At 58.2% G+C, this 22,261-nt stretch carries 24 protein-coding genes; 16 read left to right on the top strand and 8 right to left on the bottom strand.

The genetic code is table 11. The features are described from left to right. Window positions 1–16: 16 nt before the first annotated feature. Window positions 17–220, top strand: a complete 204-nt coding sequence (locus tag ACC569_RS04960) for a cold-shock protein (RefSeq protein WP_372522388.1) — start codon at window positions 17–19, stop codon at window positions 218–220. Between the two features lie 110 nt (window positions 221–330). Next, window positions 331–915, top strand: coding sequence for a DedA family protein (locus ACC569_RS04955; protein WP_372522387.1), 585 nt, complete (start codon window positions 331–333; stop codon window positions 913–915). A gap of 28 nt (window positions 916–943) precedes the next feature. On the opposite strand, the gene ACC569_RS04950 is transcribed toward ACC569_RS04955, so the two are convergent. Both ACC569_RS04950 and ACC569_RS04945 read right to left on the bottom strand, forming a co-directional pair. Then, window positions 944–2,197: an RsmB/NOP family class I SAM-dependent RNA methyltransferase gene (locus tag ACC569_RS04950; protein ID WP_372522386.1), complete on the bottom strand. Its 1,254-nt coding sequence runs from the start codon at window positions 2,195–2,197 to the stop codon at window positions 944–946. Window positions 2,198–2,239: 42 nt separating this feature from the next. Then, window positions 2,240–3,127, bottom strand: a complete 888-nt coding sequence (locus ACC569_RS04945) for a carbon-nitrogen hydrolase (protein WP_372522385.1) — start codon at window positions 3,125–3,127, stop codon at window positions 2,240–2,242. A gap of 101 nt (window positions 3,128–3,228) precedes the next feature. Here ACC569_RS04945 and ACC569_RS04940 point away from each other — a divergent pair, with 101 nt between their 5' ends. After that, a complete protein-coding gene (locus ACC569_RS04940; RefSeq protein WP_372522384.1) occupies window positions 3,229–3,501 on the top strand; it encodes a hypothetical protein in 273 nt (90 codons plus the stop codon). A 93-nt stretch (window positions 3,502–3,594) separates the two neighbouring features. Here ACC569_RS04940 and ACC569_RS04935 read toward each other — a convergent pair whose 3' ends face one another. Beyond that, complete coding sequence (locus ACC569_RS04935) at window positions 3,595–4,638, bottom strand: agmatine/peptidylarginine deiminase (RefSeq protein WP_372522383.1); 1,044 nt, start codon at window positions 4,636–4,638, stop codon at window positions 3,595–3,597. A 238-nt stretch (window positions 4,639–4,876) separates the two neighbouring features. Between ACC569_RS04935 and ACC569_RS04930 the strand changes: the two genes are divergently transcribed. Both ACC569_RS04930 and ACC569_RS04925 read left to right on the top strand, forming a co-directional pair. Further along, entirely contained in the window at window positions 4,877–6,118 is a 1,242-nt protein-coding gene (locus ACC569_RS04930; protein WP_372522382.1) for a DUF1015 domain-containing protein, read from the top strand. A gap of 255 nt (window positions 6,119–6,373) precedes the next feature. Next, the gene (locus ACC569_RS04925; protein WP_372522381.1) at window positions 6,374–7,075 is read left to right on the top strand and encodes a lectin-like protein; all 702 of its coding nucleotides are present in this window, start codon (window positions 6,374–6,376) and stop codon (window positions 7,073–7,075) included. 21 nt (window positions 7,076–7,096) lie between these two features. Here ACC569_RS04925 and ACC569_RS04920 read toward each other — a convergent pair whose 3' ends face one another. After that, window positions 7,097–7,939 (bottom strand): SDR family NAD(P)-dependent oxidoreductase, encoded by an 843-nt coding sequence (locus ACC569_RS04920; protein WP_372522380.1) that lies wholly within the window; start codon window positions 7,937–7,939, stop codon window positions 7,097–7,099. Window positions 7,940–8,048: 109 nt separating this feature from the next. Here ACC569_RS04920 and ACC569_RS04915 point away from each other — a divergent pair, with 109 nt between their 5' ends. From ACC569_RS04915 to ACC569_RS04895, 5 genes are all read left to right on the top strand, one after another. Beyond that, window positions 8,049–9,965: an HD domain-containing phosphohydrolase gene (locus ACC569_RS04915; protein WP_372522379.1), complete on the top strand. Its 1,917-nt coding sequence runs from the start codon at window positions 8,049–8,051 to the stop codon at window positions 9,963–9,965. 112 nt (window positions 9,966–10,077) lie between these two features. Continuing rightward, window positions 10,078–11,058: a Gfo/Idh/MocA family oxidoreductase gene (locus ACC569_RS04910; protein ID WP_372522378.1), complete on the top strand. Its 981-nt coding sequence runs from the start codon at window positions 10,078–10,080 to the stop codon at window positions 11,056–11,058. Next, the gene (locus tag ACC569_RS04905) at window positions 11,046–12,170 is read left to right on the top strand and encodes a DegT/DnrJ/EryC1/StrS family aminotransferase (protein WP_372522377.1); all 1,125 of its coding nucleotides are present in this window, start codon (window positions 11,046–11,048) and stop codon (window positions 12,168–12,170) included. The genes ACC569_RS04910 and ACC569_RS04905 overlap by 13 nt, the downstream gene beginning before the upstream one ends. 161 nt (window positions 12,171–12,331) lie before the next feature. Further along, window positions 12,332–12,763: a hypothetical protein gene (locus tag ACC569_RS04900; protein WP_372522376.1), complete on the top strand. Its 432-nt coding sequence runs from the start codon at window positions 12,332–12,334 to the stop codon at window positions 12,761–12,763. A 134-nt stretch (window positions 12,764–12,897) separates the two neighbouring features. Further along, on the top strand, window positions 12,898–13,380 hold the full coding sequence (locus ACC569_RS04895) for a hypothetical protein (protein ID WP_372522375.1): 483 nt from the start codon (window positions 12,898–12,900) through the stop codon (window positions 13,378–13,380). A 72-nt stretch (window positions 13,381–13,452) separates the two neighbouring features. On the opposite strand, the gene ACC569_RS04890 is transcribed toward ACC569_RS04895, so the two are convergent. Continuing rightward, the gene (locus ACC569_RS04890) at window positions 13,453–13,797 is read right to left on the bottom strand and encodes a phenylpyruvate tautomerase MIF-related protein (protein ID WP_372522374.1); all 345 of its coding nucleotides are present in this window, start codon (window positions 13,795–13,797) and stop codon (window positions 13,453–13,455) included. 177 nt (window positions 13,798–13,974) lie between these two features. Between ACC569_RS04890 and ACC569_RS04885 the strand changes: the two genes are divergently transcribed. Both ACC569_RS04885 and ACC569_RS04880 read left to right on the top strand, forming a co-directional pair. After that, the gene (locus ACC569_RS04885; RefSeq protein WP_372522373.1) at window positions 13,975–14,586 is read left to right on the top strand and encodes a DUF938 domain-containing protein; all 612 of its coding nucleotides are present in this window, start codon (window positions 13,975–13,977) and stop codon (window positions 14,584–14,586) included. Further along, window positions 14,583–14,978, top strand: a complete 396-nt coding sequence (locus tag ACC569_RS04880) for a hypothetical protein (protein WP_372522372.1) — start codon at window positions 14,583–14,585, stop codon at window positions 14,976–14,978. Before ACC569_RS04885 ends, ACC569_RS04880 begins: the two co-directional genes overlap by 4 nt. A gap of 58 nt (window positions 14,979–15,036) precedes the next feature. Here ACC569_RS04880 and ACC569_RS04875 read toward each other — a convergent pair whose 3' ends face one another. Beyond that, window positions 15,037–16,149, bottom strand: coding sequence for a quinone-dependent dihydroorotate dehydrogenase (locus ACC569_RS04875; RefSeq protein ID WP_372522395.1), 1,113 nt, complete (start codon window positions 16,147–16,149; stop codon window positions 15,037–15,039). 149 nt (window positions 16,150–16,298) lie between these two features. On the opposite strand from ACC569_RS04875, the gene ACC569_RS04870 reads away from it, so the two are divergent. Both ACC569_RS04870 and ilvD read left to right on the top strand, forming a co-directional pair. Next, complete coding sequence (locus ACC569_RS04870; RefSeq protein ID WP_372522371.1) at window positions 16,299–16,706, top strand: hypothetical protein; 408 nt, start codon at window positions 16,299–16,301, stop codon at window positions 16,704–16,706. Window positions 16,707–16,898: 192 nt separating this feature from the next. Then, window positions 16,899–18,581 carry a dihydroxy-acid dehydratase gene (ilvD, locus tag ACC569_RS04865; RefSeq protein WP_372522370.1) on the top strand — a complete coding sequence of 561 codons (1,683 nt, stop codon included), beginning with the start codon at window positions 16,899–16,901 and terminating at the stop codon, window positions 18,579–18,581. A 77-nt stretch (window positions 18,582–18,658) separates the two neighbouring features. Here the strand turns inward: ilvD and ACC569_RS04860 are convergent, their stop codons facing one another. Beyond that, window positions 18,659–19,453, bottom strand: coding sequence for a hypothetical protein (locus tag ACC569_RS04860; protein ID WP_372522369.1), 795 nt, complete (start codon window positions 19,451–19,453; stop codon window positions 18,659–18,661). A gap of 350 nt (window positions 19,454–19,803) precedes the next feature. On the opposite strand from ACC569_RS04860, the gene ACC569_RS04855 reads away from it, so the two are divergent. Next, the gene (locus ACC569_RS04855; RefSeq protein ID WP_372522368.1) at window positions 19,804–21,069 is read left to right on the top strand and encodes a hypothetical protein; all 1,266 of its coding nucleotides are present in this window, start codon (window positions 19,804–19,806) and stop codon (window positions 21,067–21,069) included. A gap of 323 nt (window positions 21,070–21,392) precedes the next feature. On the opposite strand, the gene ACC569_RS04850 is transcribed toward ACC569_RS04855, so the two are convergent. Beyond that, complete coding sequence (locus ACC569_RS04850) at window positions 21,393–21,722, bottom strand: hypothetical protein (RefSeq protein WP_372522367.1); 330 nt, start codon at window positions 21,720–21,722, stop codon at window positions 21,393–21,395. Window positions 21,723–21,935: 213 nt separating this feature from the next. Here ACC569_RS04850 and ACC569_RS04845 point away from each other — a divergent pair, with 213 nt between their 5' ends. Then, the gene (locus ACC569_RS04845) at window positions 21,936–22,253 is read left to right on the top strand and encodes a PilZ domain-containing protein (protein WP_372522366.1); all 318 of its coding nucleotides are present in this window, start codon (window positions 21,936–21,938) and stop codon (window positions 22,251–22,253) included. Window positions 22,254–22,261 lie beyond the last annotated feature (8 nt).

Genomic DNA, 22,261 nt, shown 5'->3' with positions numbered 1-22,261 from the left:
ATAAAAAGAGGTATGTATGCAGACCGGTACTGTGAAGTGGTTCAATAACGCGAAGGGTTACGGCTTCATCACCCCGACCGACGGCAGTGAGGATGTATTCGTTCATTTCTCCACCATAGAAGGGGATGGATACAAGAGCCTGAATGAAGGGCAGAAGGTCGAATTCGAGCACACTCAGGGACCGAAAGGTAAACAGGCCACGCGCGTCATTCCCGGCTGACGACTGACGATCAGACGCCGTAGCGCCGATTTATCGGGCCCCGACAGCATACGGGGCGTGTTGTTCTTGTGGGCTTGAGTCCGCTCTGAAGCCGTTGCCTTGATTTGCTCATGTCACTGGAAACTCTCACCGAACTGATCAAGCACTACGGCTATCTGGCCCTTCTGATCGGAACGTTTTTCGAAGGGGAGACCATTCTGATCCTCGGCGGCTTCGCGGCGCACATGGGATTCCTCGAACTGCCTTGGGTGATCGCGAGCGCCTTGGTCGGCAGCTTCAGCGGCGACCAGTTGTTCTATTACATTGGCCGGCATTATGGACCGAAAGTTATTGCCAAACGTCTTTCGTGGCAGGAGGGCGCAGAGAAGGTTTACAAACATCTGCATCGTCACAAGAACCTGCTCATTCTTTCCTTCCGGTTCTTCTATGGATTGCGCAACGTTACCCCTTTTGCGGTCGGCGCGGCGCACATTTCCCGCCTGCGGTTCTTCCTTCTTAATCTGACCGGCGCCATCGTATGGGCGTTCTCGTTTGCTTACGCCGGTTATCTCTTTGGCGAGGCTTTCCGCCTGTTCCTGAACGATTTCAAGCGTTACGAGCTGTACGTGCTGCTTGCCCTGGTATTCGTGGGCCTGACGATCTGGCTGATTACGCTGATACGTCACCGCCGCCAGGCGCTGGCGCATAAAAAATAATCTCATGGCCGTGCCACGAGCGGCCTGCTTATCCCTGTTTTCTTTCCAGCGCGACGGCATAAAAGCCGTCGGTGTGGTGACGGTGCGGATAAAGCCGCAGCGCGGCGTCGTTCATCGTCAGCGGCACATGCCGTCGTGCCAGTATCTCGCCCGCCGGCAGCATGTTGAATTCGGGATGAGCTGACAGGAATTTTTCCACGACATCCTCGTTTTCCTCACGCAACAGACTGCACGTGGCGTACACCAGCCGTCCGCCGGGTTTGACCAGCTCCCCCGCGGCGGCAAGGATACGCTGTTGCATATCCGTGAGCTCCGGCAAATCGATCTCGCGCCATTTGATGTCCGGGTTGCGCCGCAGCGTGCCCGTCCCGGAGCAGGGCGCATCCACCAGCACGCGATCGATCTTGGCTTTAAGGCGCTGCACCCGCGCATCGCGCTCATGGCTGATCGCGACCATGCGCACGTTGTCGAGCCCCGCGCGCCGCAGCCGTGGTTTGAGCTTCTCCAGACGTTTCGCCAGCACGTCGAAGGCATATACCGTGCCGGTGTTGGCCATGAGCGCGCCGATATACAAGGTTTTGCCGCCGGCGCCGGCGCAAAAATCCACGACCATCTCTTGCCGCTTCGGTTCGAGCAGCAGCGACACCAATTGACTGCCTTCATCCTGCACTTCGAAAAAACCCTCCTTGAAACATTGGGTCTTGAAAACGGACGCACGCTCGTTGCGGCGTAATCCGGCGGCGGAATATGGCGTGGGTGTGCACGGGAAACCTTCCCCTGCCAGCCGTGCCTGGGCTTCCTCGCGCTTGGCTTTGAGCGTGTTGACGCGCAAGTCCACCGGCGCGGGCTGGTTCAGCGCGAGCGACAGCGTCAGCGCTTCGGCGTCGCCGAATTGCGCGCGCAAACGTTCCGCCAGCCAATCCGGCATATTCGTCTGAATCGCAAAGGGAAGTGAGGATTTTTCAAGCGTCCGCGCACGCTCGACCATTTCACGTGCATCACCGCGAAAACCCGATTCTTCGAGGGCGCGGGCGCTGTAACCATGTGTCAGCAGATAGGCCGCCACAATATCCAATAAAAGCGCGTTGCCGGCAATGTGCTCGAGCAATCGTTTTTCGCGCAGACAGCCGTAGACCGTCTCCGCCACGAAGCCGCGGTCGCGCACGCCCATGTCTCGATGCGCCCGGAAATACCCCTCCATTTGCCGGTCGGCGGGCATTTTTCCGCTGAGAATGCGTTCCAGCAGCTCGGCGGCGGAATTGAGCAGTATCGGTTTGGCCATCGGTGATTGAGAAAGTTGCCGTCAGACGTGAAGGCAGATTGATTATTTCCCGTAGCGCTTGAGGAGATCCTGGTAAGCGTCGATGCGACGGTCACGGAAAAACGGCCAGATGCGGCGCACGTCCTCGGTGCGCCGGCGGCTGACTTCCGCCACCAGCACCTCGGGCCTGTCGGCCGAGGCCTGCGCGAGAAATTCCCCCTGTGGGCCGGCGATGAAGCTCGACCCCCAGAACTGGATGCCAGGCGAGCGTCCGGAGGGATCGGGCTCGAGCCCCATACGGTTGCATGTCACCAGGGGCAGGCCGTTGGCGATCGCATGCGCGCGCTGGATGGTGACCCACGCCTCGCGCTGGCGGTTTTTCTCCGGTTCATCGTCACGCGGGTCCCAGCCGATGGCGGTGGGGTAGAGCAGGATGTCCGCGCCGTGCATCGCCATCAGACGCGCCGCTTCCGGGTACCACTGGTCCCAGCACACCAGCACGCCGAGCGTGCCGACGGAAGTCGCAATCGGCGTGAAACCCTGGTCTCCCGGCGTGAAGTAGAATTTTTCGTGGTAGCCGGGATCGTCCGGAATGTGCATCTTGCGATATTGGCCTTTCAAGGTTCCGTCGGCGTCCAGCACGACCGCGGTATTATGGTGCACGCCGGGCGCGCGTCGCTCGAACAGCGAGCCGACGATCACGACCGCCAATTCCTTGGCCACTTTTTCCAATTCCCGCGTTGTCGGTCCGGGGATGGTCTCGGCCAGGTCGAAGTGCTTGGTGTCCTCCGTCTGGCAAAAATAAACGCCGGTATGCAGCTCCTGCAGCAGGATCAGACGCGCCCCCCGGCCGGCTGCTTCGCGAATGCCGGCAAGGGTGGCGGTGAGATTTTTGCCGCGGTCTTCGGTGCAGGCGTGTTGCACGAGGCCTACTTTGACTGTTGAATTCATGGCGCCAATGGTAGCATGTTCCGTTGCGTTTTTTATTGCGCGCTTGACTGTTAGCAAGCGGATTTCTATCTTTTGCGCCCCAACCAAAAAAGGAGTGACGTATGAAGCGGACGACAATGATTCTGGCAACAGCGCTGTTACTCGCGAGCCCTCTGGCCATGGCGTATCAGGTCACCGGCCCGGTGCTGGAAGTGACCGACAGCAAGATCGTGGTACAGAAGGGCAAGGAGAAATGGGAATTGGCCCGCGATGCCGGCACCAAGGTGACGGGTGACGTCAAGGTGGGCGACAAGGTGACGGTCGAGTACAAGATGACCGCCACCAGCATCGAGTCCAAAGGCGGAGGCAAGGCCAAAGGCAAGAACAAGAAGTAATCGCAGTTTGTCGTATCGGGAAACGGGAAGGCCTGAGAGGGCCTTCCCGTTTTATTTGGTATTGCCGCAGGCGATTCGACTAAGAGAACACCTTTAAAGAACACCTTCTGGTAACTGCATGGTCACGCAATGCAAGCTGCCGAATTGATAAATCAGCGGCTGACAGTTGATCGGCACGATCTCGCGATCCGGAAAACATGCCTTCAGACTTGTCAGTGCTGCAGCGTCGGCCGGATCTTCATAGGTAGGCATCAGCACCGCATTATTGATGACGAGGAAATTTGCATAGGTCGCGGGCAGACGCTGTCCGTCTTCATCGTATCTCGCGCGCGGCCACGGCAAGGGCACGAGGCGGTAGGGCTGGCCGTCGGCAGCACGGAAACTTTTCAGCTCCTCCTCCATCGCTTTCAGTTCCACGTAGTGTTCGTCCTGGGTGTCATCGCAACTGACGTAGGCAATCGTGCCGCGGTCGCAGAAGCGCGCGAGCGTGTCGATGTGGCTGTCGGTGTCGTCACCGGCGAGATAACCGTGTTGCAGCCATAGAATCCGGTTTATGCCGAGCGATCCCATGAGTCGCTCTTCGATCTGTTGCTTCGATAGTTTCGGGTTGCGCGTGGGAGCGAGCAGGCAACGGCTGGTGGTAAGCAAGGTGCCGGAACCATCCACCTCGATCGAACCGCCTTCGAGGACCATGTCCACGGTCTGCATCGGGGCGTGGCCGAAAGCATCCATGCCGTAAAGTTTGCGGCTGATCTGGTTGTCGAGCTCGTAGCCGAATTTCTCGCCCCAGCCGTTGAATCCGAAATCGAGCAACATGGTTTCGCCATGGCACACGACTGTGAGCGGTCCGTGATCGCGCGCCCAAGTATCGTTCGACGGGACCGTGCGCAGCATGAACCGACTCATATCGGCGCCGGTGTCGGTGAGCTGTTGCCCGACATGCTCGCGGTGTTTCCGGTCGTAGCAGGAGATCAGGACTTTCTCGCGCAGACTCACCTGCCGTGCGATTTCGGTAAATACCGGCTCCACCTGTTTCAAGCGCTTGGCCCAGTCGCCGTGCGCGTGCGGCCAGGTGAGCATGACGCCGCTTTGCGGCGCCCATTCAGGAGGCAGGTAGTTGCGGCAGCTGTCGGTCATGGGATTTCTTCACTTCAGACTCGAAAAACCGGCGTATGCTAGCGTAGCCATCCGGTCTTCGCCAGACAGACGTTTTCCTCGGATAATTTGATTTCTCTCGGCAACTGGTTTTGAATGGCGCCCGAGTAAACAAGGTCGCGCGTAGCGCGCTCGGCTCGCCTCCCTCTCCCGCGTTGCGGGAGAGGGAATGAGGGTGAGGGGGGTGGCCTTTTGCATAAATATAACATTGAGCAACGATATGAATCTGATTCGCCCCTTTGCCGGCCTGCGCCCGGCGCCCGGCCGCGCCGCCGATGTGATCGCGCCGCCCTATGACGTCCTGAACACGGATGAGGCGCGCGTACGCGCCGCCGGCAAACCGTGGAGTTTCCTGCACATCTCCAAGCCCGAGATCGACCTGCCCGCGGGCACTGACCCATACAGCGCCGTCGTTTATGCCAAGGGTCGGGAGAATTTCCGGAAGCTGCTCGACGCCGGCGTACTGCGGCGCGATCCCGGACCTTATTATTATGTTTATCGTCTCGTGATGGGCGCGCACCAACAGACCGGTATCGTGGCCGCGGCTTCCGTTTCTGACTACGACACCAACCGCATCCGCAGGCACGAGTTTACCCGCCCGGACAAGGAAGACGATCGCGTGCGGCAGATCGAGGCGCTCAATGCCCAGACCGGCCCGGTGTTTCTGACTTACCGGCGGTCACCGGTCGTGGATACGATTATCGACGAAGTCGCGCGCGCTGCTCCGGAAGTGGACGTTACCGCCGACGACGGCGTGCGCCACACGCTATGGGTGATGCGCGATCGTCAACAGATCGACACGATCACCGCCGCCTTCGATGCCATGCCTTGCCTCTATATCGCCGATGGGCATCACCGCTCGGCCGCGGCCTCGCGTGTGGCGGCGGCGCGCAAGGGCGCCAATCCGAAACATACGGGCGTGGAAGCCTACAATTATTTCCTTTCCGTTATTTTTCCAGACAATCAGATGCAGATTCTGGATTACAACCGCGCGGTGAAGGATCTGAACCGGCTGACGTGCGAAGATTTTCTGAAACAAATCGAAACCGCTTTTCGCACCCAGCCGGAACCGGCGGCGGTAATACCGGAACAGGCCGGCGAGTTTGGCCTGTATTTGCAGGGACAGTGGTATCGCCTGAACATCAAGCCCGAACGGATCCCCGCGAACGATCCGGTGAAGCGTCTCGACGTCAGCCTGCTCCAGGACAACCTGGTTTCACCGGTGCTCGGCGTCCATGATCCGCGCCGCGACAAACGCATCGATTTCGTCGGTGGCATCCGCGGCCTGCAGGAACTCGAACGGCGCGTGGATTCCGGCGAGATGGCCTGTGCGTTTTCGCTTTATCCCACTTCGATGGCGGACCTCATGAGCGTCGCCGACGCCGGCGAAGTCATGCCGCCCAAATCCACCTGGTTTGAACCCAAGCTCGCCGATGGGTTGGTGTCGCATCTGCTGGGCTGAGATAACCGTTGTATGCCGTGTTGCATTCGATGCATATTTTCACGCGATCCGGACGCCAACTCAATCAGTTAGCAGTGGTATCTCAACCAAATAATTTCGCTCCGGCACATAAAGCCCTGAAGCGGCAAATTGCCGGTGGCATGCGCAATCAGTTACAATAAATTGCATAGAATGCTCATGGACTCCAGAGTGCCTTTCATCAGGGGAAGCGATGTTATTCTGTCCTGAAAAATGAATGTTATGGGGGAGTTAGCCGTGAGTGATAATGCGCGTATTTTTACCCATCACCGTCTTAATACCTGTGCTCCTGCCAAAGTGGGTTCACCATCCCGTGTTCTGGCGGCACTGGTATTTTCGTTGACAACCGCTTTTTCGCCTGTCCACGCAGCCCTCGTCGCTCCCTCGGGATATGCCTACGAATATGTCGTGAGCGATAGCGTCACATGGATCGACGCCAATACGGCTGCCATGGGGATGCAGTACTCGGGTGTTTACGGTCATCTCGCCACCATTTTCGACCAGACTGAAAATGATTTCGTTCAAGGCTTGTTGACCGGCGTGATCGGCTCTGTCTGGCTGGGCGGATCGGACGCGCAGACCGAAGGAACATGGAAATGGGTAACGGGCGAAAGATTCTGGCAGGGTGGTACAGACGGTACGGTGGGCCCCGATATTCTTTATTCCAACTGGTTACCCAACGTCGAACCGAGTAATTCTGGCGGCGCTGAAAATTATTTGGCAATGTTTGGTGCGGCGGTGTCTACAGGCACGTTTACTCAGCCGGGAAAATGGAACGATTTGATAAATAATCCGCCAAGCGGATCTGATTACTTCTCGATCAAGGGGTATGTGGTCGAGTACGATCTTCCAACCGTCGTTCCAGTTCCCGCTGCGTTCTGGCTCTTCGGTTCAGGTCTTCTCGGTTTGTTGGGCTTGACCAGGCGGAGCAGGCGGTAACACAGATCCCCCTTTGCCGTGTTATCGCTGGCCGTTGTTGCTGACGGCGGCGAGTATCTGGTCGAGCACGCGCACCGGCAATACTCGCCGTAGAACCGCAAACAGATGCGTCGGGAAGGTCACCGCGTAGCGCACTCGCGGCCGGCGCGCCTCCAGCGCCCGGATGACTTTCCCGAGCACCGCCTCCGGCGGCAGCGTGAAGGGCAGGGGCTTGGGACCTTCGAGACGTTTTTCCACGCGCGCGTAGTATTCGCGAAACACACTGTGTTCCCGGTCGATGTGGCGTTTGAACGCCGCATAGGCGTTGGCGCGGAAGCGGCTTGTGATCGGACCGGGTTCGATGATCGATACATGTATATTTGTCCCACGCAGTTCCAGACGCATCGTGTCGGACAGTGCCTCGAGCGCGAACTTGGCGGCGTTGTACGCGCCGCGATAAGCGAAACATACGATGCCGAGTATCGAGCTGATTTGAATGATGCGGCCTTCACCCTGGGCGCGCATGGTAGGGATGACCAGGTTGGTCAGTTCCTGCGTGCCGAAGACGCTGGTTTCGAATTGCGCCCGCAATGTCGCACGCGACAAATCCTCGACCGCCCCGGGTTGACCGTAGGCGCCGTTGTTGATGAGCGCGTAGAGCCGACCCTGCGTGCGCGTGAGGACCGTTTCCACGGCCGCACGGATCGAACTCGAGGAATCCAGATCGAGCGGTAGGCTTTCAAAACCAGCTTGCGTCAGGGATTCAATATCGGCCGCCTGGCGCGCCGTGGCGAACACCCGGTAGCCGCGTTGCTTCAGCCCGCGCGCCAGGCAGTTACCAATGCCTGACGAGCAGCCGGTGATCAGCACGCTTTTCTGTTCCATGGAAGTAGACTCGCTGATGTTTGACGGTGCGGCTGACCGGAAGGGTTGCACCACACCGGAAGTGACTGTAGGGTGTTTATTATCGTAGTTCAATAACATACCCAGAGCGATGCCCGACATTCATCCCAGCTTGCTGATCGTGCAAGAGGCGGAACTTGATGGAGAGGTGTTGCTGTCCTTTGCGCCGCCCGAGCGCCAGCGTAGGTTCGGCACGCTGGCGGAAATCCGGAAAGATATCGAGGGGTCGATCTTGATTGTCGTTCCGGAAATGGCCCAAGAGGCACTGGCGCGCCGCAAGACCGAAAATGCATCGCTCCCCAAGTTTGCCGTCATTCTCTGGGTGAACGACCCGCGGCAGAAGGTGGATCGTGCCCTGCTCGATCACCCGCAAGTGGCGGGCGTGCTGGATGCCCGATGCTCGAAGGAAGTGGCATATGCCACGCTCAAATCGGCGACGGCCCTGTTGCGGCAAGGCGGCGAGCAGCGTGCGGCGCAGATGCTCGAACACGTGCTCGAGATCGGACGCGCGCTGGCCTCCGAGAAGGACCTCGACACGCTGCTCGGGCTGATTCTCACGCATGCCCGCCATCTGACCGGTGCCGATGGCGCCTCGATCTACACCCGCGACGGCAACGGCAAACTCTATTTCCGCTTGTGGCAGAACGCTTCCACCGGCGCCACCTCCGATGCCCAGAAAACCCTGGTCGGCGAGTACAGTATCGCCGGCCATGTCGCGCGTCAGGGCAAGGCGGTGATGCTGGATGACGCCTACATGATCGCTCCGACGGCGCCGTATAAATTCAATCCGGCCTCGGATCGCTCCATCGGTTACCACACCCAATCGCTTTTGACGGTGCCGCTCACGAACAAGGCGGACGAGGTGGTCGGCGTATTGCAGCTCATCAACCGCAAGAACAACCCGGATGTCGTGCTGCGCCGGCCGGAAGATTTTGCAAACCACGTGCTGCCGTTCGATGAATCGGATCGCGCCATCGCACTGGCGCTGGCGGGACAGGCGGGGGTGGCGCTCGAGAACTCCATGTTGTACGCCGACATCGAGAACCTGTTCGAGGGTTTCATCAAGGCCTCGGTGCAGGCCATCGAGGCGCGCGATCCGACCACGGCCGGGCATTCGTTCCGCGTGGCCGACTTCACCGAGCGCATTGCCGTGGCCGCAGACCGGGCCGACGCGCCCGGTCTGCGCGATGTCAGTTTCACGAAGGAACAATTGCGTGAACTGCGCTACGCCTCCCTGTTGCACGACTTCGGCAAGGTTGGCGTGCGCGAGAACGTGCTGGTCAAGGCCAAGAAGCTGCAGCCCGCCCATCTCGACCTGCTCAAGCAGCGCTTTCGCTACGCGCGCGCCAGTCTGGAACGCCGCGCCTACCGCCGCCTGCTCGAATTACATGAAGCGCGGAACCGGGATGCCAGCGAATTCGAAACGCGTCGCCGGGAAATCGAGCGGGAACTCGCCGCCGACCGGGCGCGCCTGGACGAGTTCCTGCAACATGTGTTGCGCGCGAACGAGCCGACGGTTTCACACGCAGAAGTCAGCGCTGAACTGGCCGAGGTGGTCACGTTCCGTTTCCCGGGCGAGGACGGCGAAGACCTCCCGCTGCTGCATGACTTCGAGTTCGCCGACCTTGCGCTCTCCAAGGGCAGCCTGAACGCCGAGGAGCGCGCCCAGATCGAATCGCATGTCAGCCACACCTACGCGTTCCTGAACCTGATTCCGTGGACGAAAAATCTGGCGAACCTGCCCGTCATTGCGTTCTCGCACCACGAAAAGCTTGACGGTTCCGGCTATCCGCGCCGCCTCTCGGCCGATAAAATTCCAGTACAGTCGCGTATCATGACGATTGCCGACATTTACGACGCACTCACGGCCGGCGACCGGCCGTACAAGCAGGGCCTGCCGGCGGAGAAGGCGCTGGATATCCTCGCGGCCGAGGCCCGGGCCGCCAAGATCGACGCCACGCTTTATCACGTGTTTGTCGAATCCGGGGCGTGGCGGCTCCAACGCTGAAGGTGTGGTTCGTGGCACCGGCGCCGATTTCCGGTATAATCCGCGCCGCAAACATGTTATTGCTTCGTTTCGTTTTCGACTTGGCTGAAGGACTCCGCCGCCCAACCAACCAATGACTGCTGCAACCCACACGCACTCGAAAGGAAATGGCGCGAAACTGCGCGTCGGCGTGGCTGGCGTCGGCTACCTCGGCCGCATTCATGCGCGCATTTATGCCGCCATGCCGGATGTCGAGCTCGTGGGCGTGGCTGATATCAATGAGAAGGCGGCACAGGAGATAGCCCAGCAACACGGCTGCCACGCGTATGCCGACTCGCGCGACCTGCTCGGCAGCGTGGATGCCGTGAGCATCGTGGTGCCTACGGTCTATCACAGCCAGGTGGCAAAACCCTTCCTCGAACGCGGCGTGCACATGCTGATGGAAAAGCCGATCGCGCCGACCTATGAAGAGTCGGCCGAGCTGGTGAAGCTCGCCGAACGCGCCGGAGTCATTTTCCAGGTGGGTCATCTCGAACGGTTCAACGCCGGGGTCATGGCCTTGGCCGCGCGCGTGCAGAACCCGCGCTTCATCGAGGTCCATCGCATCGGTCCGTTCGTCGCGCGCGCCACCGACGTGGACGTGGTGACGGACCTCATGATCCACGACATCGACATCGTGCTGTCGCTGGTCAGGTCCGATATCCGCAACGTCGCCGCGACCGGCATTCATGTGTTGACCGATCACGTGGACATCGCCAACGCGCGCATCGAGTTCGAGAACGGCGCGGTCGCCAACGTTACCGCCAGCCGCGTCTCGAACAAGAAGCTGCGGCGCATCCGCGTTTTCGGCGATCATCAATACTACGGATTGGATTACGCCGAGCAGAAGCTCGACATAACGCACGCCCTGCCGAGCGAGACCGGCGCCGAGTGGCCCCAGATCGTCACTGAAACGGTCCCTATCACACCGCGTCCACCGCTCGATGCCGAACTGGATTCTTTTGTCAGAGCCGTGCGCACCAGTACCCTGCCCGTGGTCAATGGCCACGTCGGGCTGGAGGCATTGCGCGTCGCTCAGTTGGTAAAGGAGAAAATTGCCGCATGCATGCCATAACCAAGACCAAGCCCGTCCCGTTTCTCGATCTTTCCGCGCAGTACAAAAGTCTTGAGGCCGAATGGCTCGCCGCCATCCGCGAGACCGGCGCGCGCGGGAGTTTCATTCTCGGTCCCAATACCCAGGCCCTGGAGAAGGAATTCGCCGAATACGTCGGCGTGAAGCACGCCATCGCGGTGGCGAACGGCACGGACTCGCTGTTCCTTTCGCTGCGTGCGCTCGGCGTCGGCAAGGGCGATGAAGTCGTCACCACGCCGTTTACCTTCTTCGCCTCGGCCGAGACCATCGACATGGCGGGCGCGACCCCGGTGTTCGCGGACATTCTCCCGGGCAGCTTATGCCTCGATCCCGCGAGCGTGCGCGCCAGGATCACCGCCAAGACCAAGGCCATTGTGACGGTGCATATTTTTGGTTACCCGACCGAGATGGGCGAGATCATGGAGATCGCGAAAAAGCACAAGCTCGCCGTGGTCGAGGACTGCGCCCAGTCTTTCGGCGCCCTGCACAACGGCAAAGTGGTCGGTTCGATCGGCGACACCGGCAGCTTCAGCTTCTATCCCACGAAGGTGCTCGGCTGCTACGGCGACGGCGGCATGGTCACGACCCACTCGGACGCGGTCGACGAACGCATCCGCCGGTTGCGCAACCACGGCGCGGTGAAGCCCTTCGTCCACACCGAGATCGGCATGAACAGCCGCCTCGACGAAGTTCAGGCCGCGGTGCTGCGCATCAAGTTGCGGCACATCAAGGACGACATCGCCGGCCGGCAGAAAGTGGCACAGGAATACACGCAGCGGCTCGCGGGCTCGCCCGTGAAAACACCGTCGCTGCCCAAGAACGGCACGCACGTTTTCAATCTCTACACGATTCGCGTACCGAAACGCGACGCCGTGCGCCAGGCGCTCACCGACGCGCAGATCGGCACCTCGCAGTGCTATCCGCAGGGCCTGCACCTGCAAGAGGTGTACAAGCACCTTGGCTACAAGCCCGGCAGCCTGCCCGCGTGCGAACACGCCACCACCGAAACCCTTTCCCTTCCCATTTATCCCGGCATGCCGCTCGATCACATCGAGCGTGTGTGTGAAGTTTTGCTCGAAGCCGTCAGGGGCTGAGAATCTTCTGAAACCTCTCTCTTCGGGAGAGGTCGGCAAGGAGTTCAATTGGCCTCTGGCTAGGTTCTTTGCACTTGCGCTTGATTAGGTGTCATTATTGACGCGTTAAAAGGCGTCAATTTAAATGTCGACTTCTTGTTGGGCACCATAGGGAACAATTCATGAGCAGCCTCATCTCACTGATGCGCGCAAACTTTATTTGGTATCTCCCGCTGAGCGTGGCTGTAGTGTTTTATTTCGTAATTCCCGATGTCACAAGCGGTTACCACAATGTCGTGTTGGTTTTCCACCGGTTCAGTTGGGCCATCTTCATCTCCCCTTCTGCGTATCTGTTCTTTACCTGTGTCCTGGCGTCTGTTTTTCTTCCGCTTCTGCTGCTGTTAATGATTCCAACGTTTTTCGATCGCGACAGTTCGACTTACAGTCGGCGCTATTTGTGGTCCCTTACTATTGTCATAGGCATTGCGATCGCATGTTTTATACTTCAAGTCATTATTTGGGGATCATTCCCGCTCCCAGTGGACCACGAGGGTTACATTCACCTTCGCATGATCCCATTTTTGCCTTGGCCCGAGACCTCACTATTTGAGTAAGCGCATGCTAAGAGTGTCGCCCAACAAGACACTCCTGCCGCTGCTTCGCGTCGGTCGGCCCGCGGCCGAGTTTAGCGTTAGGTTGCAAAAAATGCTTCTGTACACAACGCCGATTTCGATGTCGAGGAGAATCCATGAGCGAAGCTGTTCATAAAAAACTAAATATCGCCTGCGAGTACATGGACATGGCAATGCAACTGTACGTGGAGGAACGAAATTACTTCTGCGCTATCCATCTTGCGGCTGCAGCAGAGGAGTTACTCGGGATGCATCTACCGGAAGATAAGCGCATTTCCAACGTTGCTTGCAAGGCTCAAAAGGCACTTCGAATTATCGAGACAGGAAAGGCGCCAGAAAATACGAAGGCAAACAAAAAGGCGGATAAGGAAGCCAAGCGTATAGTGAATTTTTCGAAGAACACTATAAAGCACATGAAGGACCCTAAGGACACTGACGACACCACCATTATTATCGATCCAGCTTTTGAGGCAGCACATTGGATCGAGCAAGCGTTAATTAACTTTTACAAATTGGATTTGTCTAAATCTCCAACTTTGTGGAAGTTTGAAGACTATAGGAACAAACAGATACGGCAAGAACTGGGTTCGCTACTGTGAGTCTCGGTTCTTCTAAAGTCCGCGTAGGGCGCAATAGCGCAGCGTATTGCGCCCTACGCGGACTAAAATTTCTTAGAACGTCCCGCCGTCCCAGCCCCACATGGAATTTTTGGCGTCGGCGAATTCGATGTAAATCCGCTCCGATGGAATTTTAAGTTCATCATTCAGGAACTGACACAACACCCTGGAGAGCGTCTCGGTCTTGCTTTCCAGCAGCCCGATGGATTTCAACTCGAGGTAGGCGCAAGGATGGGCGTCTCCGGCAAACATCATGGGCTGCGCGGGATCGAAGCGTACCATGACATACTTCTCGGGTTTGCCGAGATTTTTTGACACCAGCACGGAAAGCTTTCTCAAAATCTCCTGCTTCGCGTCGTCCGTTACCTCGCGATTCGTCTGGATTTTCAGATAGGGCATGGGGGCTCCTCCTGGATTGTCGTAGCCGCCGGATCCCGAGGCGCAGCTCTTTCGGAGACGGCGGCAGTAGCGCTCATGGTAACATTGCTCATTACGGCTGCTGCGCCTATTGCCGAAGGAGCGTTTACCTCCGACACGGGGCGCTAGTGGACATAATAATCCACCATAGCATGATAAATGAAACAGTCGTCGCCATCCTGTGAGCGCAACAAGCAGCCGATTCTGGCGGTACTGCGCGAGATTCTCTCGGTTCCCGGCCTGGTGATCGAGGTCGGCAGCGGCAGCGGACAGCACGCGGTGCACTTTGCGCGTGGCTTGCCGCATGTCGAATGGCAGCCGACCGACGTGGCCGATAATCTTCCCAGTATTTCTGCCTGGCGCGACGAGGCCGGACTGGTCAATCTGCGCGAACCACTGGCGCTCGACCTTTTCTCCGATCGTTGGCCGGTAGCCGCGGCACAGGCTGTGGTGTGCATTAATACGATACATATCGTCTCGTGGGAGGCGGTGGACAAATTGTTCGCCGGCGCCGGCCGGTTGCTCTCGCCCGGTGGCGTCATGTACGTTTACGGACCCTACCGTTACGCCGACCGACCGCTTGAACCCAGCAACGAGGAGTTTGACCGTTGGCTGAAAGCACGCGATACGGCATCCGGTGTGCGCTTGTTCGAGGACGTGAACCGGCTGGCCGGACGGAACGGCTTGATGCTCGCGGGCGACCGCGCCATGCCGGCCAACAACCGCTCGATATGGTGGATCAAAACCAGTGGGATAAAGGAGCATAAATGACCAACCCAAAAAAGCACGGCCGGAAATTATTGATTTTAGAGCATCGCCGCCAACGACCTCTGTCATTGGGTGCGTTTATGGGACGAGTAGCCCTGTACACGGCGATCGCCGCCTTGCTCGTGCTGGGCGCATTGGGAACTGGAATGTTGGGTTATCATGAGCTGGAGGATTTGCCCTGGATCGACTCATTCCTCAATGCCTCGATGATCCTGGGTGGCATGGGGCCAGTGAATGAACTGCACACGGAGGCTGGAAAATTATTCGCAGGTCTGTACGCGCTGTTTTCGGGACTTGTTTTCCTGGTTGGCGCCGGTCTGATTCTCGCTCCCATGGTCCATCGCCTGCTTCATCGGTTTCATTTCGAGGCGGACAGAATAGAAACCGACGATTGACATCGACAACCCGCCCGCCTTAATTCTTAGACTGCGCCTTACAAGGTGCTACATTGGTTCAGTTGGCGCGCTGTTTTCTGGCATGGGCCACGGCTTCGGTCAGATTGTTGCCGCCCGAGGCATGCAGTCGTTCGGCGAGGCCGCGCACGATCGCTTGCACGATACAAGGCCCTTCGTAGATGAACCCGGTGTAGACCTGGATCAGGTCGGCGCCGGCCACCAGTTTCTCCCAGGCATCGTCGGCGTTCTCGATGCCGCCTCCGCCAATGATCGGCACATTCCCCTGCAATTGCGCGTACAACTTGCGGATGATCTCCGTGGAAAGCGGTTTGAGCGGGCGTCCGCTCAAACCGCCGGTCTGGGCGGCCAGGGGTTCGTCTGTGAGACCGGGCCGGGTAATGGTGGTGTTGGTGGCGATCACCGCGTCGAATCGGTGCTCCAGCACCCGGCGGGCAATCGCGGCGATCTGTGAGTCGTCCAGGTCGGGCGCGATCTTGAGCGCGATGGGCACGTAGCGTCCGTGTTTTTCGGCGAGCGATGCCTGTTCGGCCTTGAGCGCGCGCAGCAGGGCGTCGAGATTCTCTTCGTTCTGGAGATCGCGCAGTCCCGCGGTATTCGGCGACGAGATATTCACGGCGACATAATCGGCATGCCCATACACCGCTTGCAGCGCGGAGAGGTAATCCTCAACGGCCCGTTCCACGGGCGTGTCGCGGCTCTTGCCGATATTGATGCCAATCGGACAAGGTTTGCCCTGTGGCACGAGATTGGTGATCAGGCGGTACACGCCGACGTTGTTGAAGCCCATGCGGTTGATGATGGCCGCGTGGCGCGTGAGGCGAAACATCCGCGGGCCCGGATTGCCGGGTTGCGGCCGCGGCGTGACCGTGCCGACCTCGAGAAACCCGAAGCCGAAATCGGAAAGCGGTCTGATGTGTTCGGCGTTTTTGTCCATGCCCGCTGCCAAGCCCACCGGATTGGAAAAGCGCAATCCCATCACGCTGACCGGCAGCGCCGGAAGGCGGCGGACGAACAAAGTTCGTACGAGGGCGCCCGCTCCGGGCATGCGGTAGAAAATACCGAGCAGCGTGAATATCAGTCGGTGACTGGTTTCGGCGGGGAGCCGGAAGAGCAGTGGGCGCAGCAATCTATACCAGGCGCAGGAGGCCATATACGTGGCGCCATCATAACCCATTCGTTCCTTGACCGGGAAACGCATGGTGCCAGACGGCCTGCCGCAATGATGCTGTTGGCAGAGCTTGTGCTGCGATATGATGATGCCGGCATCAGCCCATCGGACATGACATCAGGAGGATGAATATGGCCAGAGCACAGAAGGTCAGTTATTTCGCAATGCAAGTCCCCAATCGGGTGGGCGAGGCAGGTCGGATTCTGGCAGGACTGGCGAAGGCCGGAATCAATCTGTTGGCGTTCACCGGCTTTCCCGACGGACAGCGTTCCCAGATGGATTTTGTTCCCGCCAACCCCAAGACTTTTCTGGCAGTTGCGCGTGGCATGAAATTGCGGTTGCGGGAAAAGAAGACGGGATTTCTTATCCGCGGCACGGACCAGCGTGGCGCTATCGCCAGAATCATGTCGAAGCTGGCCGTGGCCAAAATCAACGTCACCGCCGTGGATGCGGTCTGCGCCGGCGGCGGGCGCTTCGGCGCCATCCTGTGGGTGAAGCAGAAGGACGTGAGCCGGGCGTCCCGGGCGTTGGGCGCCTGATTTAAAGTTTCCCGCCGTGTCACAGTCTGCACCCGTTTCGCGGGCGCAGAATTTTGCTGTTGTCCGATTTTTTCCTCGGTGCTTTTCCTGTCTCTGCGGTAAAATCGCGCTTCTTGCCACGGCGCCGATTTCGGCGCGGCAAGGGACGGGATTAATTGCAGAGAGAGTCTTGAATTTATTCTGGAGTCATCCATGGCCACGAAGCTGAACCGTTACAGTTCCCGCATCACGCAACCCAAATCCCAAGGAGCGTCCCAGGCGATGCTCTATGGCGCCGGCCTGACCCGCGAGGACATGAACAAGGCCGAGGTCGGTATTGTTTCCAACTGGTGGGAGGGCAATACCTGCAACATGCATCTCAACGACCTGGCCGCCAAGGTGAAGGAAGGCGTGCAGGCGGCCGGGCTCGTGGGTCTGCGCTTCAACACCATCGGCGTGTCCGACGGCATTTCCATGGGCACGGAGGGGATGTCGTATTCCCTGCAATCGCGCGACCTCATCGCCGATTCGATCGAGACCGTGGTGGCGGCGCAGTGGTACGACGCGTTGATCGCGCTGCCGGGGTGCGACAAGAACATGCCCGGTTGTGTCATCGCCATGGGCCGGCTGAACCGTCCTGCCATCATGGTTTACGGCGGTACCATCAAGCCGGGCCACAGCAAGAAGGGCGAGACGCTCGACATCGTTTCGGCGTTCCAGAGCTATGGTGCGTCCATCGCGGGAAAGATCGACGAAACCATGCGCGAAGACATCGTTGAGCATGCCTGCCCCGGTGCGGGCGCCTGCGGTGGGATGTACACCGCGAACACCATGGCGAGCGCGATCGAGGCGCTGGGCATGTCGCTGCCGTACAGTTCTTCAATGCCCGCGGTTGAACCGGGCAAGCTCGAAGAGTGCCTGAATTCCGGCAAGGCTATCCGCACTCTGCTGGAAAAGGACATCAAACCGCGCGACATCATGACGCGCCGGGCCTTCGAAAACGCCATGGTGATTGTGATGGCGCTCGGCGGCTCGACCAACGCCGTGCTGCATCTCATTGCCATGGCGCGCGCCGTGGGCGTGCCGCTGACCATCGAGGATTTCCAGACGGTGAGCAACCGCGTGCCATTCCTGGCCGACCTCAAGCCTTCCGGCAAATACGTGATGGAAGACCTGCACAATGTCGGAGGTACTCCGGCGGTGATGAAATATCTGCTCGAGAAGGATTTCATTGACGGCGACTGCCTTACCGTCACCGGCAAGACGATCGCCGAGAATCTCGCCGCGCTCCCGGGCCTCAAGGCCGGACAGGACGTGTTCATGCCGCTCGAAAGGCCGATCAAGCCAAGTGGCCATATCCAGATTCTGCGCGGAAACCTCGCGCCGGGCGGCGCGGTGGCAAAGATTACCGGCAAGGAAGGCTTGCGCTTCGTCGGCCCCGCGCGTGTGTATGACTGTGAGGAGGATATGCTCAAAGGACTCGAACGCAACGAGATCAAGAAGGGTGATGTTGTCATCATCCGTTACGAAGGTCCGAAAGGCGGTCCGGGCATGCCCGAGATGCTGACGCCGACCTCCGCGATCATGGGAGCGGGTTTGGGAAAAGACGTCGCGCTGATTACCGACGGCCGTTTCTCCGGCGGCTCGCACGGCTTCATCATCGGCCACGTGGTGCCTGAGGCACAGGAGGGTGGACCCATCGCGTTGCTGCGCGATGGCGACGTGATCACCATGGATGCCGCGAGGAATGAATTGAGTGTCGCCGTGAGCGATGTCGAAATGACGAAGCGCAAGGCGGCGTGGAAGATGCCGCCCTACAAGGCCACGCGCGGCACGCTGTACAAATACATCAAGAGTGTGAAAAACGCCTCCGAAGGCTGTGTGACGGACGAATGAGAATCCTTGGCTCGCAAAATAAAAACCCCCGCAGATTCTTCTGCGGGGGTTCGAGGTTGCGACAGAACCGGTGAAGCTTAAGCTGGTTTTTTTCTTACCACTCCGAATAGTCCGATTAAGCCTGAGGCCAACAACCAGACCGCGCCAGGTATAGGAACCGTTGTGGGTACAACCGTACCTTCAAGATGCCAATACCCGGTAACACCGCCAAAAGGCCCCCCGTTGATTTGTGAAGCCCAGGAAAGGGAGTAGGCATGGGTTAGTACATCATAAGTTCCCACGGCTGGTACAAACGGGCCGGTATTATCTGGACGCGGCCCCTGTTCAAAGGCGCTGCCATTCCACATCACTTCCCATGAACTTAGATCCATTGTCAGAGTGCATGCACTGCCCACACAACTCCCCATGTTAACATCGGCCGTCGGGGCAGGATGGGAATCGCCGGATTGATAGCTGACTGGATTGGTGCCAACGTAGGTTTGAACTCCAAAAAATGCAAATGGGCTGAGCATGTTGCTCAGTGTTGTGGGTGTACCGCTGAAACCGGTTCCGGCGGAAGCCCCTAAACCATTCCAGTTATAGGGATGTGGTACATCGGGATTCAGCACAAAGTTTTGATAAGTTCCCAGCACGATGCCACCAGGATCCGGTGACACGGTTGGCTGCAGCATTGCCGCAGAGCTGTTTGGATTATCCGCCCCCATCGCGAAGTAGGAGCCAGAAACATAACAGTTAGCGGGGGTGGCGCAGCTGCCGGGCCCTTTTGTGCCGGGATCTATGAGCATGGTTCCCGTCAAAGAATCTGCGTGTGAAGCTGATGTGCCGAGGAACAATGCAAAACATGCGTAAACAACGTTTCGAACTGATTTCATTACGATTCTCTCTTTTTGTAAAGTTTATTATCCTTACCTGTAAATTAATTAAAGAAAAGATGTGCTCCTCACACTCCCTGTATCAGGTATCTTACCTATCCGAAACGATTGATGTAACTTCATTACTCAGGTTATTTATTGAAAAGAGCGTGTAAGTTGTTAATCTCTATATAACTACAAGAGATAACTACAAGAGGGTGACCACGTCGATTTCATGTCGAGATGAGCGGATTAACATGTCGATAGGGATACCACGACGGTCTATATGGGTTTCCGACTTTTCGACGTGCGACGCATCAACTGGAAATGGGTCATTGTGATTGTCCGCGGTTAGTGGCTGGTGTTCATGATTGGCGCTGGTTATTTCAGCTACGTATACAAACTTTCGGTCCGCATCGAAATCTGGAAGCCGGAACCGGCGCGATAGGCTGAACAGTCGTATTACCGATATGAAGCCCAATGGCATCGACGGTTCATCGAATCCGGTTGCCCACGCGATGACAGGCCTGGCGACCGTGGCGGTCATCGCCTTCTTTGCCGCCATGGTCGTGCGGCTTTATCTCCCACAAAACGAACCATCGCTTATTCATCTCATTATGGCGATCGGTATCATGCCGCTCATCATGGGCGCCATGATTTATTTCACGCCGGTCCTGACGCATAGCCGTGCCGCGGGGTGGTTGGTATTAATGGTACCGCTGCTGGCCTTGGTTGCCGGGGCTCTCGCGTCCACAGGCCTCCTCTGGCACCGCGACCTGCTTCCCATCCCGGCTGTTCTCGCTCTGGTTGCGGCCGGCACCTTGCTCGGGTGGATGTGGTACCGCGCCCGCGCCATGTTCGGTCGCCCGCATCCCGGACTGGATTGGTATCGCTGGGCACTGGTTTGTCTGCTTCTGGGATTGATGGCGATTCTCGTTGCCATGTTTCGGCCTGAATACTGGATGGCTCTCAGGCGATTCCACTTGCATATCAATCTCCTCGGTTTTGTCGGGATGACCGCCTTCGGCACGTTGCGTGTGCTGGTTCCCACCGTTGCCGGATATGCTGACGACGATGCGCGCCGCCGTTTGCATGGTGATCTGTATTTTGCCGTTATCGGCACACTGCTCATCGCCGTAGGATCAGCCTCGCAGGGCTGGCTTGTCTGGCCGGGTCTTGTGCTATGGCTGATACCCCTGATGCGTTTCGCATCGTCCCTTGTCATGCAGTGGCGAAAATTCGTCTGGGGTTGGCACCGTTCCAGCACCTCATCGGGTTTGGCCGTTTTTGGTTTGATCGCCGTGTTGATTATCGCCGGTTTTCACGCGGTGGGTGCACGGCCGTCGGGCGTCTCCATGCAGGTATTCTTTTTTGTATTTCTATTTCCGCTGGTGACCGGGGCCGTCAGCTATCTTCTGCCGGTGTGGCTCTGGCCAGCGCGTAACACCGCTGTCTATGAATGCACCGCGCGAAAGCTTGCCTGGGGCAGCGGTGTACGCTCGCTGGTTTTTCTGGCGGCGGGTATCGTGACGTGTATCGGTATGAGCGGGGCGGTTTATCTGGCTGGAGTCGGTATCCTGGTCTTTCTGCTTCAGGTTGCATGGGTATTATGGGCGCGATTTTCCTCGAATATTTAGCTTTGGCATGTTTTCTGCTTTGTTACCTGTATCTTAATCAGCCGGCCGGTCAGCATGCCAAAACCCGCGCCGGGAGAGGGTACCATGGCAAACGCAGACAATACCGGCAAGCCGGTATACAAAGGTCCGGAGCGCCGTAAATTTTCGCGTCGTTTAGTGGCTGAGCGCCGCAAGGACATACGCTGGGAACCTAACAAACACAACCGGCGCGAGAATACTGGCCGACGCGCCGTCGATCATCTGGGAGTGTTGGGGTCGAAACGATAAGAGACTGTCTGGCCGGATTGGATGCGGGAATCGGATGACCGCAGGCTGGACAGGCGTCAAATATGCGAGACGATGCGCGCCTCGGGGATGACCGCGCGTAGCGCTTCGGTGATCTGGAAGCGAATACCCGGGATCGGTTTCACACTGATCCATAGCAGGCTGAGCTTGAGATTGAGTTCAGCGAACACCACCACCTGGCCGTACTCCACAAACACCTTCTGGATATGTTCGATCGTGGACTGGATATAATGCTGCGGTTTCTTGACCAGCCCGGGGAAGAGCACCATGAAATCGCTCAACGCCTTTCCATGCTCATCAAACGCCGGCGCGCGTTTGCGCAGCGGTTCCGCTGGCAGGAAAGGCGAGGTAACAACCAGTGCCGACATAGGGAAATATCCTTCCGGGTTTTGTAACGGGTCCGGGTATGCCTGATTCAAAAGCATATCCGATTCTGAAAAAAAAACCAGACAGGCGGTTTTTGCCGTTTTTCCATATCAGCTCCCCCTGTCGGCTGTTCCTCCTTGCGCCCAATGGTTGACCTGTCGTCAGGGTAATAACATTATTAGATATACGGGCTCATGATTAAAACGGAGCAGGAGATGAAAGCAGAGCAACGTACCAGTATCCGCAAAAAGATTTCGCTCAATATTGTTATCAATTACGATCTGGCCTACTCGAAGCGCTGGAAAGTGCGCGACCTCAGTCTTGGCGGCGCCATGGTGGAGATGAGGAGAGACGAGTTTCTGCCGGGAACCCCGGTAGAAGCGGTTCTCGCGCTCAAGGAGCATGGCGAATATGGTTTGCACCGCCTGCCTGCGGAGGTGGTGCGCACGGACAGGAACGGTGTGGCATTGCGGTTCCGTAACTACGATGACAAGGCGTACACCGCCCTGGTGAACTTGCTGTATAGCGCTTAGTGCTGGAG

The sequence above is a fragment of the Sulfuricaulis sp. genome, from assembly GCF_041499725.1.
Classification (GTDB): Bacteria; Pseudomonadota; Gammaproteobacteria; order Acidiferrobacterales; family Sulfurifustaceae; genus Sulfuricaulis.
The sequence above is the reverse complement of the archived record's forward strand: the minus strand, read 5'-3'. Positions and strand labels throughout refer to the sequence as shown.

Coding starts and splice junctions, on each gene's coding strand:
- ACC569_RS04960 (WP_372522388.1), top strand. CDS start 17: ATGCAGACCGGTACTGTGAAGTGGTTCAATAACGCGAAGGGTTACGGC.
- ACC569_RS04955 (WP_372522387.1), top strand. CDS start 331: ATGTCACTGGAAACTCTCACCGAACTGATCAAGCACTACGGCTATCTG.
- ACC569_RS04950 (WP_372522386.1), bottom strand. CDS start 2,197: ATGGCCAAACCGATACTGCTCAATTCCGCCGCCGAGCTGCTGGAACGC.
- ACC569_RS04945 (WP_372522385.1), bottom strand. CDS start 3,127: ATGAATTCAACAGTCAAAGTAGGCCTCGTGCAACACGCCTGCACCGAA.
- ACC569_RS04940 (WP_372522384.1), top strand. CDS start 3,229: ATGAAGCGGACGACAATGATTCTGGCAACAGCGCTGTTACTCGCGAGC.
- ACC569_RS04935 (WP_372522383.1), bottom strand. CDS start 4,638: ATGACCGACAGCTGCCGCAACTACCTGCCTCCTGAATGGGCGCCGCAA.
- ACC569_RS04930 (WP_372522382.1), top strand. CDS start 4,877: ATGAATCTGATTCGCCCCTTTGCCGGCCTGCGCCCGGCGCCCGGCCGC.
- ACC569_RS04920 (WP_372522380.1), bottom strand. CDS start 7,939: ATGGAACAGAAAAGCGTGCTGATCACCGGCTGCTCGTCAGGCATTGGT.
- ACC569_RS04915 (WP_372522379.1), top strand. CDS start 8,049: ATGCCCGACATTCATCCCAGCTTGCTGATCGTGCAAGAGGCGGAACTT.
- ACC569_RS04910 (WP_372522378.1), top strand. CDS start 10,078: ATGACTGCTGCAACCCACACGCACTCGAAAGGAAATGGCGCGAAACTG.
- ACC569_RS04905 (WP_372522377.1), top strand. CDS start 11,046: ATGCATGCCATAACCAAGACCAAGCCCGTCCCGTTTCTCGATCTTTCC.
- ACC569_RS04900 (WP_372522376.1), top strand. CDS start 12,332: ATGAGCAGCCTCATCTCACTGATGCGCGCAAACTTTATTTGGTATCTC.
- ACC569_RS04895 (WP_372522375.1), top strand. CDS start 12,898: ATGAGCGAAGCTGTTCATAAAAAACTAAATATCGCCTGCGAGTACATG.
- ACC569_RS04890 (WP_372522374.1), bottom strand. CDS start 13,797: ATGCCCTATCTGAAAATCCAGACGAATCGCGAGGTAACGGACGACGCG.
- ACC569_RS04885 (WP_372522373.1), top strand. CDS start 13,975: ATGAAACAGTCGTCGCCATCCTGTGAGCGCAACAAGCAGCCGATTCTG.
- ACC569_RS04880 (WP_372522372.1), top strand. CDS start 14,583: ATGACCAACCCAAAAAAGCACGGCCGGAAATTATTGATTTTAGAGCAT.
- ACC569_RS04875 (WP_372522395.1), bottom strand. CDS start 16,149: ATGGCCTCCTGCGCCTGGTATAGATTGCTGCGCCCACTGCTCTTCCGG.
- ACC569_RS04870 (WP_372522371.1), top strand. CDS start 16,299: ATGGCCAGAGCACAGAAGGTCAGTTATTTCGCAATGCAAGTCCCCAAT.
- ilvD (WP_372522370.1), top strand. CDS start 16,899: ATGGCCACGAAGCTGAACCGTTACAGTTCCCGCATCACGCAACCCAAA.
- ACC569_RS04860 (WP_372522369.1), bottom strand. CDS start 19,453: ATGAAATCAGTTCGAAACGTTGTTTACGCATGTTTTGCATTGTTCCTC.
- ACC569_RS04850 (WP_372522367.1), bottom strand. CDS start 21,722: ATGTCGGCACTGGTTGTTACCTCGCCTTTCCTGCCAGCGGAACCGCTG.
- ACC569_RS04845 (WP_372522366.1), top strand. CDS start 21,936: ATGAAAGCAGAGCAACGTACCAGTATCCGCAAAAAGATTTCGCTCAAT.